This window comes from Arcicella rosea (genome assembly GCF_014204325.1).
Lineage (GTDB): Bacteria > Bacteroidota > Bacteroidia > Cytophagales > Spirosomataceae > Arcicella > Arcicella rosea_A.
Genome location: NZ_JACHKT010000009.1, coordinates 1 through 18,952, shown reverse-complemented (window position 1 = coordinate 18,952; position 18,952 = coordinate 1). Strand labels below are relative to the sequence as shown.

At 34.1% G+C, this 18,952-nt stretch carries 13 protein-coding genes; 4 read left to right on the top strand and 9 right to left on the bottom strand.

Annotated elements, in window-relative coordinates:
- Positions 1 to 23: 23 nt before the first annotated feature.
- Positions 24 to 560: a MarR family winged helix-turn-helix transcriptional regulator gene (locus HNP25_RS07755; RefSeq protein ID WP_184132885.1), complete on the top strand. Its 537-nt coding sequence runs from the start codon at positions 24 to 26 to the stop codon at positions 558 to 560.
- Here HNP25_RS07755 and coaD read toward each other — a convergent pair.
- Together coaD and HNP25_RS07745 are read right to left on the bottom strand one after the other, a co-directional pair.
- Positions 550 to 1,008 (bottom strand): pantetheine-phosphate adenylyltransferase, encoded by a 459-nt coding sequence (gene coaD, locus HNP25_RS07750; protein ID WP_184132882.1) that lies wholly within the window; start codon positions 1,006 to 1,008, stop codon positions 550 to 552. The two genes, HNP25_RS07755 and coaD, sit on opposite strands and share 11 nt — an antisense overlap.
- A 50-nt stretch (positions 1,009 to 1,058) precedes the next feature.
- Positions 1,059 to 1,925: a DUF3822 family protein gene (locus tag HNP25_RS07745; RefSeq protein ID WP_184132879.1), complete on the bottom strand. Its 867-nt coding sequence runs from the start codon at positions 1,923 to 1,925 to the stop codon at positions 1,059 to 1,061.
- Between the two features lie 181 nt (positions 1,926 to 2,106).
- Between HNP25_RS07745 and HNP25_RS07740 the strand changes: the two genes are divergently transcribed.
- The 3 genes from HNP25_RS07740 to HNP25_RS07730 all read left to right on the top strand — a co-directional run bounded on the left by HNP25_RS07740 (position 2,107) and on the right by HNP25_RS07730 (position 6,694).
- Positions 2,107 to 4,347, top strand: coding sequence for a glycoside hydrolase family 20 protein (locus tag HNP25_RS07740; RefSeq protein ID WP_184132875.1), 2,241 nt, complete (start codon positions 2,107 to 2,109; stop codon positions 4,345 to 4,347).
- Positions 4,348 to 4,514: 167 nt separating this feature from the next.
- Positions 4,515 to 5,801, top strand: coding sequence for a DNA cytosine methyltransferase (locus tag HNP25_RS07735; protein WP_184132872.1), 1,287 nt, complete (start codon positions 4,515 to 4,517; stop codon positions 5,799 to 5,801).
- Between the two features lie 8 nt (positions 5,802 to 5,809).
- Complete coding sequence (locus tag HNP25_RS07730; RefSeq protein WP_184132869.1) at positions 5,810 to 6,694, top strand: hypothetical protein; 885 nt, start codon at positions 5,810 to 5,812, stop codon at positions 6,692 to 6,694.
- A 542-nt stretch (positions 6,695 to 7,236) separates the two neighbouring features.
- Here the strand turns inward: HNP25_RS07730 and HNP25_RS07725 are convergent.
- The 7 genes from HNP25_RS07725 to HNP25_RS07695 all read right to left on the bottom strand — a co-directional run bounded on the left by HNP25_RS07725 (position 7,237) and on the right by HNP25_RS07695 (position 18,452).
- Positions 7,237 to 10,746, bottom strand: a complete 3,510-nt coding sequence (locus HNP25_RS07725) for a VCBS repeat-containing protein (protein WP_229202817.1) — start codon at positions 10,744 to 10,746, stop codon at positions 7,237 to 7,239.
- A gap of 56 nt (positions 10,747 to 10,802) precedes the next feature.
- The gene (locus HNP25_RS07720) at positions 10,803 to 11,222 is read right to left on the bottom strand and encodes a hypothetical protein (protein ID WP_184132863.1); all 420 of its coding nucleotides are present in this window, start codon (positions 11,220 to 11,222) and stop codon (positions 10,803 to 10,805) included.
- A gap of 98 nt (positions 11,223 to 11,320) precedes the next feature.
- The gene (locus tag HNP25_RS07715) at positions 11,321 to 11,617 is read right to left on the bottom strand and encodes a hypothetical protein (protein ID WP_184132860.1); all 297 of its coding nucleotides are present in this window, start codon (positions 11,615 to 11,617) and stop codon (positions 11,321 to 11,323) included.
- 86 nt (positions 11,618 to 11,703) lie between these two features.
- Positions 11,704 to 13,146, bottom strand: coding sequence for a RagB/SusD family nutrient uptake outer membrane protein (locus tag HNP25_RS07710; protein ID WP_184132857.1), 1,443 nt, complete (start codon positions 13,144 to 13,146; stop codon positions 11,704 to 11,706).
- Between the two features lie 30 nt (positions 13,147 to 13,176).
- Complete coding sequence (locus HNP25_RS07705) at positions 13,177 to 16,653, bottom strand: SusC/RagA family TonB-linked outer membrane protein (protein WP_184132854.1); 3,477 nt, start codon at positions 16,651 to 16,653, stop codon at positions 13,177 to 13,179.
- A gap of 45 nt (positions 16,654 to 16,698) precedes the next feature.
- Positions 16,699 to 17,718 (bottom strand): FecR family protein, encoded by a 1,020-nt coding sequence (locus tag HNP25_RS07700; RefSeq protein ID WP_184132851.1) that lies wholly within the window; start codon positions 17,716 to 17,718, stop codon positions 16,699 to 16,701.
- 146 nt (positions 17,719 to 17,864) lie between these two features.
- Positions 17,865 to 18,452, bottom strand: a complete 588-nt coding sequence (locus HNP25_RS07695; RefSeq protein WP_184132848.1) for an RNA polymerase sigma factor — start codon at positions 18,450 to 18,452, stop codon at positions 17,865 to 17,867.
- Positions 18,453 to 18,952: the final 500 nt, after the last annotated feature.

The following is an 18,952-nucleotide window of genomic DNA, read 5'->3' as shown; positions in this document are numbered from 1 at the left end:
AAAATCGTGTTGCTTAGAAAGCCATGAATGAGGATAAATTATCAGAACTCTATCTTTTAAAACAAGATAAAGACCGCCATATCGGTCGATTAGTTTCTAAAACACAAAGATTTGTTCGTGAGATTGCCAGTGAATTTTTACAGGCAAAAGGATATACTAATTTTAGAGTAGGACACATGGTTGCCCTAATTCATATTGATTTAGAAGGTTCTAATATCAACAATTTAGCTCATTTAGCAGGTGTTACAAAACAAGCTATGAGTAAGCTGGTAAAAGAATTACAAGACGAAGGCTATGTAACAATAGAAAAACATCCAAACGATGCCAGAACACTAATTGTAAAACTTAGTGATAAAGGTGTGAATACGATGCTCGACTGGAAAGAGTGTACACAAAAAATAGAAATGACTTTTACAGACGTTATCGGTAGTGAACAACTTGAGCAATTGATTAACCTTTTATCTAAAATCACGACTTATTATGAATTGAATAGCACTTGTATCAGCGATAAAGCAGTGCTAAATCTCAACCTTGCAAAACCTACTCCTACTAAGTATTGATATTATAAGGCAAAAAAGTATCAATATTGGTTCCGTAGCGATATAAATCACGAATAATAGTTGAACTAATGGGTGCTAAATGTGGAGAAGTAATTAGAAAAACGGTTTCTAAACCATCCACCAAAAAGCGATTTACTTGTGCAATAGAGTTTTCATATTCAAAATCTGTTGTATTTCTAAGTCCTCTTAACAAAAAATTAGCACCCATTTCTACTGCTATATTCGCTGTAAGATTATTATAAGCAACAACTTTTACGGGTTTTCCTTCAAAAGTTTCTTCTATCCAAGTAATCATTTTTTCAATTGGGAAATAGCGAGCTTTACTGCTATTATGTCCAATTCCGATGATAATCTCATCAAACAATGATAATGCTCTTACAACAATATCTTCATGTCCTTTCGTGAAAGGATCAAATGAACCAGGAAAGAAAGCGATTTTTTTCTGCACGATCTTGTTTGTTATTATTTTTCTAATGACAAATGCTGAATTGTTAATACTTAAAACTCAACACTAAATATCCCAATATAACGATGTTCTGCTATTTGATTTTCTAACAGATTTTCATGAATTATATCTCCAATTTTCACTTTAGGCAAGTACTGATTTAGCAATAAATAATCAACCGATTCAGCATCAACATTTCCATACAATCTAATAAATATCTCGTCTGGCTCAATTTCTAGTTCACTCATTACAAAAAGTACATAGTAAACTAAATCTTCAGAGGTTTTATAATGAAAACGATTACAAAACTTCAACGTACCATTAATCGAAATCACCATCGTAAAACTATCTTTTCCAAAATGTAGAAAAGCCGTTTGTGCTTTACTAGAACGAACTGCAAAATCAATCAACTGACTAGCAAAATGTTGATACTCTATGTCTAAAAGTGGATAAACTTCTTCAAACCAATTGAACAATTGTCGTTCGCTGCTGTAAATATTGATAATGCCTAAATCAGCATGTGTTTTTACTCTTACTTCTTCCTCCGCTTCAATTATTTGTCCTTTTGCCAATTGTAAATACTTACTCGTGTATTCTTTTCTAAATAGTGCCAAAGGCAACAATGTAAACGAATGATTATCAATTGAAATATAAACATTTTTCCATTTCAAAGATTTCAAATAATCATGTTCTGCAAAAATGATTTCTAAATTTGCTACTATCGAATGATAATGTGATTCAACGGGCAATTCGTAACTCTCTAAAGCAAGCAGTGAATTATCAGCAGAATCTTTCACCCAGTAATGAAAAGATGTCTCCGACAATGCAATACTCAATTGATACTGAGTGATTTTCTTAGCATCAAAATATGGAGAAATGAATTTCACTTTCGGTAAAATATGTAAAGTGTCTGTTTTCAAAAGGAATTAATTAAAATAATGTTTACAAAAATACAATTCTATCTTCATTAATTAAAGATTATCCTCAGAAGCCATTTATTTTAATGCTGACATACTGTAATAAGTATTTTTTTTACATTTGCACTTTTATCTTTTTATTATCCACAAGTATCAATCTTAAAATACTTCAATCCAATTTAAAATGAAACGTATTATTCTTTTACTCGTTTGTCTTTGTTCGCTTGGCAAAGTATTCGCACAACAACAAATCAACATTATTCCTTTACCAAAGCATCTTAGTGTAGAACATGGTTTTTTTCTTATCAACAAAGAAACAAAAATTATCGACCTTACTAACAATACTGAAACAAAAAATGCTTTAAAGCCTCTCAAAGAAAAGTTACAAAAATCAGCAGGTATCAATCTAAGCTTTCAAACAAAAATCACTAAAGCAAATTGTATTGTGGTTGAATTGGATAAAAATTTTACAAATCCAGAAGCTTATTCTTTAAAAATTTCTCCTTCAAAAGTTAGTATCAAAGCTGCCAATCCTTCGGGCGTATTTTATGCTGTACAAAGTATTTTACAATTATTGCCTGCTGAAATTGAACAAAGTACGTTTGCGAAAAATATAGACACAAAAATTCCTGCTTTGACGATTGAGGATGCTCCGAGATTTCCCTACAGAGGTATCATGTTGGATGTTTCTCGACATTTTATGCCTGTAGATTTTATCAAAAAGTACTTGGATGAATTGGCAGCATTAAAACTTAACCGTTTTCATTGGCATCTTACCGACGGACAAGCTTTTCGTTTTGAAAGTAAAAAATATCCTTTATTACACACCGCAAAATCGCCTCAATGGCCAACTAACGAAGGTTTTTATTCACAAGCTGAAATGCGAGACATCGTAAAATATGCTGCTGAAAGATTCATCACGATTATTCCAGAAATTGATGTTCCTGCACATTCAAACGCTGCTTTGGTGGCTTATCCGCAATTTGCTTGTTTAGATAGCACAGGAAAACAATTATTGTTTCAAGGAGAATTTTGTCCGAAAGATGAATCTATTGCTTTTGTGAATGATATTTTAGACGAAGTAATGGAGATTTTTCCGAGCAAATACATTCATATTGGCGGGGACGAAGCCTCGAAAACGGCTTGGCACAAATGTCCAAACTGCCAAAAAAGAATGAAAGAAAAAGGCTTGAAAAGTATTGATGAATTACAAAGTGATTTTATTAAAAGTATCGAGCAACATGTTAATCAAAAAGGCAGACAAATTATTGGTTGGGATGAAATTTTGGATGGTGGTTTAGCTCCCAACGCTACTGTAATGGCTTGGAGAAGTATTGAAAGTGGTGGAACGGCTGCAAAAATGAAACACCATGCCATCATTTCCCCTACTTCGCATTGTTATTTAGATTATTATCAATCCGAAGACCCGAACGAACCTTTAGCTTTTGGTGGTTTTGTTAATTTACCGAAAATTTACAGTTTTGAACCCATTCCAGAAGGATTGACGAAAGAAGAAGAGAAGTATATTTTGGGTGGACAAGCAAACCTTTGGACAGAACAAGTACCCGTTGGCTCGCACGTGGAATACATGACTTTTCCGAGAGCAGTAGCTTTAGCGGAAGTAGATTGGTCAACAAAAGAATCCAGAAATTATAATGATTTTTTAAATCGCTTGAGTAGCTATTTAAATCGAATGGATTATCGTCAGATAAATTATGCCAAACATTTCTTTGAAATCAAAACGAGTATGCCCACTTCGGCAGACAATACGATTCAGTTGGCTCTTAGTTGTGATAATGGCGACGCTCCGATTTATTATACTTTAGACGGCACAAGTCCGACTTTACAGTCTGCCAAATATTCTTCGCCAATCGCTATTCGTAAAAGTAGCACAGTAAAAGCGGCTACGGTAATGAAAGGAAAATTGGTTGACGAAATCACAAGAACGATTACTTATAATAAAGCAACAGGGCATTTGATGAGCTTAAAAACTGCACCAGACCAGCGTTATAATCGTGGTGGCGTAAAAGCCTTGACCAACGGAATGTTTGGAGGAGAAAGTAGATTTGGCGATGAAGAATGGTTAGGTTGGAATGGTTTAGATTTTGAAGGAACGATAGATTTCGGCAAAATCACCGACATTCAAAAGGCTACTTTCCGTTTCTTTCATAAACCTTCAAGCTGGATTTGGATTCCTTCGGAAGTACAAATTTTTGGTTCAAACGATGGTGTAAATTATGAACAGATTGCCCAACAAAAAGTGGCTGTTCCGACCAAAGAAGGCGTTACACAAGTACAAGTATCATTCAATAAAAGTGTAAAATACCTGAAAATTATCGCACCATCATTCGGTACAATTCCAGCCAATTCAACTGGTGCAGGCGATAAGCCTTGGTTGTTTGTGGATGAGATTGTGGTGGAGTAAGAAAAAATAGAAAACTGGTGCTGGTTAACTTAAAGCCAGTACTGTTTTTGAAAAGCCTCATTATCAATTCTATAAAACATTTCACAATTGAAGCAATTGGATTAATTTTGTCTAGTAAAATATTAATGATTGCAAAATCGAAAGTGAAATACTTTAGAGCATAAACAATGAAAAAAAACTTATTATCTCTCTTTTCTGGTTGTGGTGGAATGGATATAGGCTTTGAAGGGGGATTTAAAATTCCAAAAGCAACAATAAATACAGCTATTCACAAAGACTGGATTCAAAAAGAGGACACCAATTACTATTATTTAAAAGAAACATTTTTTGAAACAAAATTTGCTAATGATATAAGTGAACATGCCAAAGTAGCATGGAGTGATTATTTTTCTAAAAAACGAGGATATGACATCGCTGACACTTTTAAAGTTGCCAGTATTGTAGATATTGTAAAAGAATATAGAAGTGGGAACAAAAACGTATTTCCAGAAAAAGTAGAAATTGTTACAGGCGGTTTCCCTTGTCAAGATTTTAGTGTATCTGGTAAAAGAAAAGGTTTTGATTCTCATAAAGACCATAATGGACACATTATCAACAAAGACATTCCAACCGAAGAAACGAGAGGAAAACTTTATATGTGGATGAAAGAAGTTATTGAGATTACTTTGCCCAACATTTTTATTGCTGAAAATGTAAAAGGATTAGCAAACTTAGGAGAAGTTAAAGAAATTATTCAATCTGACTTTTCCAACATTAATGGTGATGGTTATTTAGTGCTATCACCTAAAATTTTGCACGCTGGACAGTACGGAGTACCACAATCAAGAGAAAGAATTATTTTTATTGGCTTCAAAAAGTCTGCATTAACTAAAGAAGCTTTAGAAGAATTATCAAAAAAAGACATTTCAGAAAAATACAATCCATACCCAATAGCGACCCACAGATTAAATGGAGAAATTCACTACTCATCTGTTGAGCATTTAATGACAACATTTACAAAAAGTAAAGAGGTGTTATTAGATTTAAAAGAACCAGAGGAAACTTCTGATTTATCACAAAGCTACTACTCAAAAGCAAAATTCATGGGTATTCATTGTCAAGGACAAAAAGAAATTGAATTAGATAAACTTGCACCAACAATTCGGTCAGAACACCACGGTAATATCGAGTACAGAAGGCTTAATATTGAAAATGGAGGAAATAAAATTGAAGAATTAGAAAAAGGATATAAAGAAAGAAGGCTTACTTTAAGAGAGTGTGCAAGAATTCAGACATTCCCAGATGATTTTAATTTTGTTATCCCATTAAATGATAAAAAAACGAAGTTTGCATTAAGCCCTTCAATCGGATATAAATTAGTAGGAAATGCAGTTCCTCCACTGTTGGCATATCATATCGCAAAAAAAATAGAATCTAACTGGGATTTCTATTTTAAATCTCAAAATAAAAACTAAATACGATAATGATTTTCACTCCTAAAGAAAGTTTACTGAACTCTTTTTTAATGGTCTATTTCTACACCATTGAAAACATATTGAATCATTCCCCTAATAGACTTAGCGATTTAAAATTTCAGTCAGAAGAAGCAAATACTGATGAACATCTGAAAATATACTTTCATGATTTTTTATCAACTCATTGTGATATTTTAGAAAGTAAATTAAAGCATTTAATAATAAAAATTGATACAGAGGAGCATTTGATTGATATAGAGAGTCTAAAGAAATACAAAATCATTGATGTCTTATTACCAGAACAACTAACTTTTGAACAAAAAAAGCGAATTAGTGAATCTAAAAAATCATTTTATACAAACCCAGATTTATACTTAAAGATTACTGATGGTATTAATATTTATTTCGAATCCGTAGAATTAAAATCAACGAAAGACGATACAATACCCGGCTCAAGTATTCAACAAGTTTCACCGTATGAATGGGTTATTTTTATTAAAAGAGGTAAAGAAAAAGTAACAGTCGCAACAGGTTTTTATATTAATACTATTACTGAAAAATTACCTTTCCCTGATAGAAGCCCAAGACCCCAGGTTGGATTTAAAACGCTATTGGCTTGGAATAAAGAATATCGGAAAGTAGAAAATGACACCTTAACAATTGAAAGTATTACCGACATCAATAAAGATAAAATCAAACTTCTTACTGACTGGCAAGACTATCTATCATCAGAATGGTTAGAAATTATTTTATCTGTAGATAAAAAGAAAAATGAAAAGTGGTTTAATAATACTATCCGAAAATTGGCTCTAAAACTTTTAGAACACAATGATAGAATGACTGAGAACGAAAAAGAAACTCTTAGGTATAACTTATTAAAATTAATTGAATAATACTTTAGCCTCTGCCAAAGAAAAGGTTTTGAAGAAAAAGGAAAAGTGGCTAATGTTCATGGTACTTATATTCCATTCGAACTTTCCAAGCCAATTTCATCTAATCTCAATTTAGCATATTGTTTCTGAGTCTGGGAAGGAGACCAGCCTCGGATGTTAAACCTTAAACCCAAATAAAAAACTATCAATCATTATTCTTGTTTCCCTTTTTAGTTCTTTTAGCCTTGTTTCACAAAAAAGACATTTCATTAATGGCGAAGTAAAGGGAATAATCCAAGATAATATTATCACATCTCATTGGACTAACTTAGCGATTTAAAATTTCAGTCGGAAAAAGCGAATACTGATGAACATCTGAAAATATACTTTCAAGATTTTTTATCAACTCATAGTGATATTTTGTTGCCTTATATCTTACAAGGCATTGCCGTTGGGACGCTCTTTGTTCCTTTAGTCTTATTTACAGTATCCTACCATCGCATTTAGCTCCTTTTTCTATAACGATTGGTGTTTGGGTGAGTTAAGAATATTAAGATGCTAAATCATTTCCAACTTAAAACCTTACTTTTCCCTACAAAATCAAATACAACGATTTTTATACATTTTTTGGGCAATGCTAAAGCTCTTGAAGAATGAGACAAGTAAGAGGATCCATATTGAAATTCGTGTCTAATTTGCTTTCCATCAGCCAAATATATCATGGCATAGCTGTCGTTAGCAGCAGGTTTGAAATACTTTGTAGCATTTGAAGAATGAAGTAAATGAGCTTTCAACACATCGTTATTTTGTGTGGAAAGTATCAAAGTTTGCTTGTTCGATAATAAAAGATTCGCCATTCCTTTGCCATCACCTGCTACATAAAAGCCACTTTTTGCAGTAGAAATTGGTGAGAATGCCCCTCTCCCATTTCCTTTTAACAACAATCCGTTGAAAGCATCGTACCGCCCAGTGGTTGATTCGGTGGACAATGAATTACCGATTAATAATACATCCAAATTGCCATCATCATCAAAATCTTGCACATTCATGCCAAAAACAGGAGCTGTTTGAGCCAAGATTGGCAAAGAATGACTTTTGAACTGTCCTTTCCCTACATTTTCAAGATAAATACTTTGGAAGGTTTCGGCTTTTGCTTGATAAGCTTTTTTGAGTTCTTCTTCGGTAAAAAGTGTAGCCATACTTGCATGGGCATATTCATCATAACTGGGTACTTTTTTCCGTAAATAAGTCATTTGGCTTGTCATTTCGTCACGAGGATGAACAGGAAATAACGTTTCTCCTTCATATTGGGCCATCACAGGGTCAATGCTTCCATTTTGGTCAAAATCATTGGCAAAAATCGTCAGAGGTTTTTCAGCAGAAGTCTTCCACTCATGATTTAATCCTAAATTTCCAGCAACATAATCTATATCTCCATCTTTATCAAAATCACCAGCCACTACACTATTCCACCAAGCACTTGTATATTTTAGTCCTGTATGCTCACTAACATTTTTGAATTTCCCATGTTCATTTCTGAAGAAAGTAATAGGCATCCATTCGCCAAGTACAAGTAAATCTACCCAACCATCTTGGTCAAAATCTGTCCATAAAGCTGATTTTACCATACCCAGTTCTGTCAAATCTGGGCATACTTTTTTGCTAATATCTCTAAAGTTTCCCGCATTATTTTCTAAAATATAGCTATTGGTAGCTAATGGATATTGACCAGCAGACAAGTATCCGCCCACAAATAAATCTAAATCTCCATCACGGTCAAAATCTGCCGCATTTACTGTTGAACCACTAGAAGCAATGTTGGGTAAAGCATTTACATCTAAAGTAAAATTCCCTTTTCCATCATTTTTATAAAGACGGTCACGAAGATATTTTGAATTCGCCTCAAATTCGTTACTTCCACTGACGATATACAAATCTAAATCCCCATCGCCGTCTGCATCAAACAATAAAGTCCCTAAATCTTCTTGATATTTTGTAGCTGTCTCTAATGTCTTTGGAGTAAATTTATTATCACTTCCTTGAAGAAAAAATACTCCAGAATGATTAAAAGCACCGCCTACAAAAAAATCTTCTCTATCATCTCCATTTATATCACCAACGCTAATACCCGGCCCATTTTGTGAAAGTAAATGTGGCAACAAAGGCTGAATTTTGAAGTCAATATATAACTCGTCTGTATGTCGATAATGAATATTGAGTTTTTGAGAAACTTCTGTAAAAAGTCTTTCTGAGATTTTATCAGGCTTTTTGTTTTTTATAAAAGCATCTTTTTCATTAATTTTTAAAAGAGTATCTACTTGAATTTCTTTCAATACTTGTACTTTCTGATTTGCCCAAGTAATACACATCGAATCAATTCTCTGAGTTTTACCTAAACCAAAATGAAGGGTATTTTCAACAGACGATAAGTAGCCTCGATAAGGCGAGTGTTCTATCATCTGTTGTTTACCCTCATAAAATATAGAGACTTTTGTGCCGAATCCGTAAGGGTTCGACTTGTCTCCTTTTAGTTGTACTCTCAAAAAATGATTTTGGGCTATTTGATTACTCCTATTTCTATAAACAAAAGCTTTTTCGTCAATGTTATTAATCACTAAATCTAAATCACCGTCATTGTCTAAATCTGCGTAGGCTGCTCCATTAGAAAAAGAAGTTTTATTAAAACCCCATTGTTTTGTCTGGTTGCTAAAGGTAAGATTCCCATGATTATTTTGGTATAAATAATTACTTAGCTTTGCTCCTTGAATGGTATTCAAAGTCTTTAGTAAATCTTTATTATCAGCACTTCCCTTTTGGTATTGTCCCATACGATAAGCCACAAAATCACGATTGGTAATATCTTTTGGAAAACCATTTGTAATCATTAAATCTCTGAAACCATCATTGTCGTAATCGGCCAATAAAGCAGACCAACTCCAATCTGTCCGATGAATACCCGCCATTCTACCAATTTCGCTGAAAGTATTTTTGCCTTTTTCTGGATTAATTCCATTATTGTGTTGGAGGGTATTTCGCATGAATTGTGGGAAATATCCATTGCGTAATTCTGAAAGGTGACGCTCGTAATTCATCAAACCACTCATGTTTTTTCGCCTTACGGGGTCTTCTGGTAGCATATCCACCGTAACAAAATCAACCAAACCGTCATTATCAATATCGGCGGCATCGTTGCCCATTGCGGAATAACTTTGGTGACGAAAGTATGTTGAAATCTCATCTACGAAAGAGCCATTGTGTTGATTGATATATAGGTGGTCGTTGGAAAGATAATCATTAGAAACATATACATCCGACCAGCCATCTTGATTAACATCCACCACAGAAATACCCAAACCGTAACCTTCGGCAAGAATACCTGCTTGTTTTGAAACATCAGTAAAAGTAATTTGCCCTAAAGCATTTTTTCCATTGTTTCTGTACAACCTATCAGTACTTTGTGCAGTACCATCATTAATTTTGTTGTGAATAATATTAGGGCCAACTCTATCAATCACATTGGTTAATAGATACACATCAAGGTCGCCGTCTTTGTCATAATCAAAAAATGCGGCTTGAGTGGTGTGAGTGGTATCTCCCAAACCATATTGCTTGGCTTGTTCTTTAAAAGTACTGTTTCCTTGATTGATGTATAATAGATTGCTTCGCTTTGCAGCTTGATGTGGGCCTGCCCTACACACGTAAATATCCAACAATCCATCTTCATTAATATCCACCATCGCAATCCCAGTAGCCCAACCATCGGCTGTATTTATACCCGCTTTTTCAGTAATATCCTCAAATTTTAAGTCCGATTTTCCTTTTTCTGAGCGATTCAAATATAGCCGACTATTCACCATATTTCCCCCTAAAAAAACATCCACCAAACCATCATTATTGATGTCCCCCAATGCTACACCTCCACCATTATAGAAGTATTCAAAAGTAACAATATTAAGCTTTTCGTCTTCTTTTAATTGATTGGCAAAATGAATCCCTGTTTGTTCAGCAGACATTAATTCAAAAAGAGCATCGTTGGGACTATCTTCTGGCGACTTACTTTTACAAGTAAACATCAGAAAACTTATGAAGATCAGTAAAAATTTATTTTGCATATTCACTAAAAGCAAATTTACTTCTGAGCTTTAGGATGAGAAAAATGACGAATATCGTAAATTACTTGGTTTTTTCCAGAAAAAACAGGCGGTTGATTTTTCTTTAAAACTAATTGATTTTTATTGAGCGATACAATCTGAAAACCTGTAAGCATACGATTCCCTTTATCAAAATAAGCCAAAGAATCTTCAGAAATTAATTCATAACGAATGGTTCTTTTTTCTCCATCCTTTTTCATGGTCAAATTCCCAGCTTTATCATAGTTATATTCAATATTTTCATCAGAATCTGTCACAGGAATTACTTGTACAAAACCATTGGTATAATGATATACGGTATCGGTTTTCCAAGCACCAATGATGTTTTCTTGATTCTTTTCAGTCCTTGATTTACAAGCACATAAGAGTAAAATAAAGATAGGAATAAACTTATTCATTTGTTTTTATAAAATGATGATAATTATGAGCTGACTATTTATTTTACAGTTGCTCTCTCTCTCTAAAATTTCATTTTTACATGATTGGGGAACAGACTCTATATATAAGCTCCTGCAATTGTAATATGAGCTACTCCATTTATACTATCCGTTCCTGCACTGACGGGATAAGCTACTCCATTTATACTATTCGTTCCTGCACTGACGGGATAAGCGACTGCATTTATACTATTACCTCCTGCACTGACGGGACGAGCGACTGCATTTATACTATTACCTCCTGCACTGACGGGACGAGCGACTGCATTTATACTATTAGCTCCAGCACTGACGGGATAGGCGACTGCATTTATACTATTAGCTCCTTCACTGACAGAATAAGCGACTGCAATCATAATATAAGCTTGTCACATCCTAAAAAAGCTCATAAAAGATATGACAAATCCATGTGATTTGCCATATCTAACTAACAAATAAAAATTTAATAATTGGCATTTTGCTTTAAAACACCATTACTTAAATCAATTTCACGTTGAGGTAAAGGATAATAATAGTGTTTAGGTTTTATAAAAGTTCTTGGTCTTTTAAAAGGACCTCTATCTATTTTATAATGTGCCACAATATCAAGCAAACCAGCTTTATCCCAACGCATTAAATCTTGATGACGCTCGTTTTCACCTGCCAACTCTACTCTTCTTTCATGCATGATATTTTTCATCGTTGCATTACTTAGTGAAGCTAAATTTACTCTTTTACGAACTGCATTGATTTCTGCATCACCATTCTTTCCAGAACGAATTTTAGCTTCAGCTACCAATAAATATACATCTGCTGATCTTAAAAGTGGCGTATTCAAGCCTTGATCCATATCGCCAGTAGTAGTAAAATCTGTATATTTTCTGAAAGCATGACCAGTAATACGTGTTAAATTTGCGGTAAATTCGGTAATGCCATTTCCTTTACGGTCAATTTTATCCCCTTCACTAAAAATTGAATATGCTCTACGTGGGTCATTACTTTCGAACTCATTTACTAAATCTTCGATAGGTTCATGAAAGCCCCAACCACCCCAAGCACCCGGTGTGTGGTAAAATGCAGGAGAGTTATCAGTTGTCCATCCTGTTTTATATTGTAAAGAGAAAAGTGCTTCTGAATTATTTTCTGTATCCGAACGGAAATTCTCACCGTAATTACTCACAAGTTTATAAGCATTATTACCGATTACTTTTGTACCAGCGGCAATGGCTTTATCCCAAGCCTGTTGATAAACATAAAGTTTTGTAAGAAAGCCATTGGCAGCACCTTGAGTTACTCTACCAGCATTTTCTGCATCATAAGAAACAGGCAATAATTCAGCAGCTTTCAAGAAGTCAGATTCCACCTGAGCTTGTACTTCTGCAAAAGTACTTTTTGCTTTGTTGAAATTCCCTGTTTGGGCATCTGCTTCTACTAACACAGGAACTTCTCCGAAGATGACTGACAAACGCCAATATACATAGCCCCGCAAAAAGTAAGCTTCACCCATACAACGGCGACGAAGTGCTTCATCCATGTTTACTTTTGGTGCATTAATCAAAACGGCATTTGCTCTTGAGATTACTTCATATTTTGTTGACCAAGTAGCACCAATGTGTGAATTGGTAGCATCGAAAGTAAATAATTCAAGAGAAGTTTCATCTGGATGGTCGCCAGCACGATTCATATCATCAGATGAATTATCAAATGTAAACTCAGTATGAGCGAAGCCATCTTCATCTAATAAAGGTGAATAAATGGCGTTGGTTGCGGCGATGACATCATCTGAGTTTCTCCAAAACTTATCAGAGGCAGTTTGTCCGTAAGGAGTGGATTCTAAGAGATTATCTTGACAGCTACTGAAAGTCAATAAGAAAACCAATGTGGTTAATATATAATATTTTTTCATGAGTTCAATTGATTATTAGTGAACAAAAATTTAGAAGGAAATAGTAGCTCCAACAGTGAATGTACGAGCTAATGGATATTGAGCATAATCAACATTCTGCTGTGGATATTGTCCAGCAGTGCGATTCCCTTCAGCAAAACCAACCTCTGGATTTAAACCCGAATATTTGGTGATGGTAAAAACGTTTTGTCCAGTGATATAAACTCTTGTTGTTGATAGTTTAAATTTATCTGTAATATTTTTAGGAACAGTATAACCCAAAGTAATATTTTTCAATCTCAAGAAATCACCTTTTTCTACAAATAAATCAGATGTACGATAGTTTTTGTTAGGGTTTGTTGCACTTACTCTTGGGATAATATTACTTGTACCAGACCCATTCCATCTACCTAAATTTTCTGCATACATATTAAATGAATAGCTTGCATCCAAACCTTGCATTCTGTCGGCATTGTAAATATCAACACCACCAACGCCCAAGAAGAAAAGGGTAAGATCAAAGCCTTTATAGCCTAAATTAGTATTAAAGCCATAAGTAACTTTTGGCTGTGGATTACCGATAATGGTTCTGTCTTTATTATCAATTACTCCATCACCATTCAAATCTACAAAGCGAACATCCCCTGGAACAATTTGTCCTTGAGCTTTACGAGAATCTTTAGCAATACCTGCATCAGCATCAATTTCTCCTTGGTTTTGATAAAGTCCATTAGTTTTCCAACCATAGAAAGTTCCATAAGCGTTTCCTTCATAAGTGCGTGTAATTTCTTGGTCAGTTCTACCATAGGTTTGCCCACCCAAGAAACTACCAGGCGTTAGCAACTGCGTAATCTTGTTTTGAATGAATGTGGCATTACCACTTAAAGACAGCGATAAATCACCAAATTTTTGCTGATAAGTCAGTTCTAATTCTAAACCTTGATTACGCAATTGTCCAACATTTTGATCAGGGATAGATGCACGACCCAAAGTGCCTACGGCTGGCGGAGCCAAAAGCATGTTTTTGGTATCTTTAATAAAATAATTGATAGTTGCTAAAAAACGGTTCTGTAAAAGCCCCATATCCAAACCAAAGTTGGTCATTTCAGCCGTTTCCCAACCGATATTTGGGTTCGGCAATCTTCCTTGTGCTGAAGCAGAAGTATTTTGGTCTCCAAAAGAATAACGATAAGTAGAGTTAATCAAAGCCAAATATTGTAAAGAGTTTACATTTTGATTACCCAATTGCCCCCAACCACCAGTTACTTTTAAGTTGTTAATTACAGAAGTAACATTTTTAAAGAAAGGTTCATCCGAAACTCTCCAACCTAAAGAGAAAGCAGGGAAGTAGCCCCATCTTTTATCAGGAGCAAATTTTGAAGAGCCATCTGAACGAAAAGTAGCTGTTAATAAATATCTATCTTTGAATGAATAATTGGCACGTACAAAATACGATTGAAGTGCATCATAACTACGACCACCATTAGCATCACCCAGAGAAACAATTGTACTTGCGTAACGTAAATAGCGTAATTCTGGGTCTTCACTGGCAAAATCTCTTCCTGCATTGGCAGAATACAAATCATTAAAAGTTTGAGATGTATAACCACCCACTAAACCAATAGAATGCTCTTTAAAGCGTTTGTCATAAGACAAGAAATACTCTTGTAAGAAAGCCCAATACTTATCATTCTTCAAAGTAAGCTGATTCCACTGTGTTGCTCTAAACTGGTCTTCTATTTTCACTTCAAAATTTCTTGAATCGGTAAAAGTAGCGTCCATTGCTAAATTGGCTCTTATTTTTAAGCCTGATAAAATCTCAAATTCGCCTGTCACACTTCCTAAAATACGATTGCGAGCATTGTCTTTATCTTGCATATCAATAGTATAAATAGGATTGTTGATGTCCCCAAAAGCACCTTTGTCTTTTGTACTGCTATAAGTACCGTCCGCATTTTTCACTGGTAAACCAGGATGGAACCTAATGGCAGTCCATAGCAATCCATCCTGGGCAGAAAGTGTATTGGGAGCATTATCGTGTGTGTTAGTGAATTGTAAGTTTTGCCCAATCTTTAACCGATCGCTGATTTTATGGTCAGAATTGATTCTGAATGAATAACGTTCGTAATATGATTTTCCGATAATACCTTGTTCGTCGTAATGTCCACCAGAAATTACAAATGATGAATACTTTCCTCCGCCTCTTAATGAAACATCAAGGTTTTTTGTGATTCCTTGATTAAGTATTTCGTTTTGCCAATTAGTTTTTTGTGTTTGGTACTGGGTATCATTCCAAATGGCAGGTATATCTATTTTATCATTTTTATAAGCTTCTCGTTTTAAACTTGCGTAATCTCCAGCATTCAATACTGCAATAGTTTTTAGTCTATTAGAAACTCCATAATAACTATTCACAGTCAATTTCATTTTCTCGTCGAATCTTCCTCTTTTGGTTGTAATTAAAATAACGCCATTCGCAGCACGAGTCCCATAAATCGCTGAAGCAGAGGCATCTTTCAATACATCCATTGATTCAATATCATTTGGATTGATATCATTCATACTTCCAGCAGGAACACCGTCAATAACAATTAAAGGGTCAGCATTATTCACAGTACCCAAACCTCTAATTTTAATTGAACCTGCATTGCCGGGTGCTCCACCGTTTCTAACAACATTTACCCCAGCCATTCTTCCTTGTAGAGCTTGTTGTGCTCCACCCGAAGGAAGATTCTGAATATCAGAGCCTTTTACAGCTGAAATCGCACCAGTTACATCTTTCTTTTCTTGTGTTCCATAACCAACCACCACTACTTCACCTAATAATTTGGTATCTACTTCTAAAGTGATTTCTATCAATGAACGATTACTTACAGCTATTTCCTGTTTGATATAACCAATATGAGTAATTACTAAAGTGCCATTACCATCAGGGATATTTAAAGTAAACTCTCCGTTTCCATTGGTAGCTGTACCAATACCAGTGCCTTTTAATAAGACACTTACGCCAGGAACAGTCTCTCCTTTTTCGTCTAATATTTTTCCTTTTACTGGAAATGTAATTGTATTTACTTTAAAATCTCTTAGCGATTCGTTTACAGCATTTCCAGTTTTAGATTCATCACTTTTCGAATCATCTAAACTATTAGATACCTCATTTTTTGAAGTAGTAGTTTTCACAGCCTTAATAATATAAACATTTTTTGAGGCTTGAAAATAAGTTAGATTCAATGGAGAAAGAATATTCTTTAAAGCTATTTTTACATCCTTGCTTTGTAGCCATTTTTCAGAAGGTACATAAACATTATCAAGTAAATCAGAAGCATAGCCAAAGGTTACTTTGTATTTTGTTTCAAGGTCTTTTAAGGCTTCTTTTACCAACAATGTCGATTTCTTACTTTGTTGAGTCTGGCCTAAACGATTTGATGCCAGCAATTGACCTGAAGTATTTCGTGATATTACCACACAAAGTAAAATCAACAACCATTTTGAGCGGAGTGCCCTGTCTTTAAGTAATTGTTTCTTCATTAGCTTTCAGTATTAAATTTCATGATTAGATTAAATAATAATATTTTAACGTTGACGGTTACTGATTAAAATTTTGTTGTTATGTTTCTCAATTTTCAAATCGTGCATCTCTCCAATGGCAAGCAATAATAAATCTAGATTCTTTTTAGGAAGTCTTAGGGTTATTCTTCTTTCTTTTAATGAATCATTTGCAAACTTTACTTTATAGTTGAAGTTATTTTCAATAGTCCGAGCCACAATTTCTAATGATGAATTATCGAATAAAAACTCGCTATCTTTCCATTCACTATATTCTTCTGCCACCACTTTTCGCTTCATAACTTTATTGCTAAGATCCTTTGATACTTCTACTAATTCTCCGGGATGCATCAACAATGAACTTTGAGCCTTATCATTCAGATGTAATTTAATTTTTCCAGAATTCAATACTACTCTTGTACCATTTACTTTTTCAGAAACCGTAAATACAGTACCCAATACTTCAACTTGAAGATGCTCTGGGGTATTGACAATAAATTTTTGATGGTTTTTTTGGTGTATGATAGAAAAGTAAGCTTCGCCTTTAAGGAAGACTTCACGAGCTTGGTCTTTTTCCCAATCTTTAGAAAACTCAATTGAAGAATTTGCATTTAGCACCACCAACGAACCATCTGGTAAGGCTACTTTACGAGTTTCGCCTTCGAGTGTACTATATTGGCTGGTGTTAAATTGACTATAAATCAAGAAATAAACTGACGTAGCTATTAAGGCACATACTAATATTGCCGCATAGCGGATGTATGGCATATTTAACAATTTTATCAGTGGACGGTGCTGATTGCCTGAAATATCATGTTGGATTTTTCCCCAAACTTCAGAAATTGCTTCTGGACTTGGGTTTGGTGTATGATGCTGCCAACCATTTACTACCTCACGAGCAATGGCTACCATAGTGGCTTTATCAGGATTTTCAGATAACCAACTTTCCCAGAAAGTCATATTTTCTGGAGTTGGATATTTTACCCAATTAATAAAATCCTGATCGGCGATAAAATCAATTGTTGAAAAATGCTTGTAGTCTCTCATTCCATTTATTTTTGTAGCAGGATAATTTCAAAACTTATCCATATCTAAAAGAGCAATGGAAACTACTAAAGCTTTTTACCTATCAAATTTGACTTTTTTTTAAAAATTTATACTATTCGTAATGAAGCTTATCTGGAGAAGATGATTCAGTGGGTTAAAAAACTTAAAAAAAGCCATATTCCAGGCTGTTTTAGATACTTACGAAGACTTTCTAAAGCGGTATGTATTAAATTATACACACTCCGTACTTTCAACATCATAATTTCTGAAATTTCTGCATAGGATAGTCCTTCTATATACAATAAGGTAATAGCTTCTTTTTGGCGATTCGATAATTGATTGATGGCATTTTGCAAAGCATTATTTTGTCTTTCTTCAGTTTGTTTTGAAATTAGCTCAAGTTCCGGCGAGAAAACAATATCAATTGTTTCCATATCAGGCAAAAAATCAGAATAATTTCCCTCCTTTTGAAGTACTCTATATACTTTCCTTCTCATCACACGCAATAAATAAAATTTAATAGAAGTAGTATCTGATAAGTTTGAGCGACTATTCCAAAGCTCAACAAAAAGATTATGAATACAATCTTTTACAAGATTTTCATCTTTAGCAATATGATAACCGTAGTGAAACAAGGGTTTAAAATAAGTATTATAAATGACAGTAAATGCATCATTATCGCCTTCCCTGAACCTTATCCACAGCTTTACATCGTCTTCTTCAAACTTAGTCATTCTCTGTTTATTTATTAATTCGTTATTTTAAAGAGAAAAAGTACTTACACCCTTTTAAGGAATAAATGGTTTAGGAAAGCTAAGAAGATATCTTGGTAGAAGCTTAGTTTGAATAAAAATATTCAAACTCCAAAATGAAAAAAGCAATTATCTCTTCTCATTTTCAAATACAAATTTAATAAATGCAGAAGTCTTTTTTATTAAAAAATACTCATGCTATGTTAATTAACGAATAAAATAAATTGTACAAAAATGATAAATCTATTGATTGTATTTCCAATTATCCTTGCCTGACAAAACATTTTTAGCAGCAATTTCAGCTCGTAAAACTTATGATGATTTAATTGAAAAAGGGGCATTATTTGTCACAAGATCTAATCAACAGAAGTGCCAATTGTATAGAAATAGGCTCAATCCTTAAATTAGGCTGATGACTTTTAATGTATATTTTTGTATTCAAAACATATAAGATATGCAAATACAACTACATAAGATTTTAG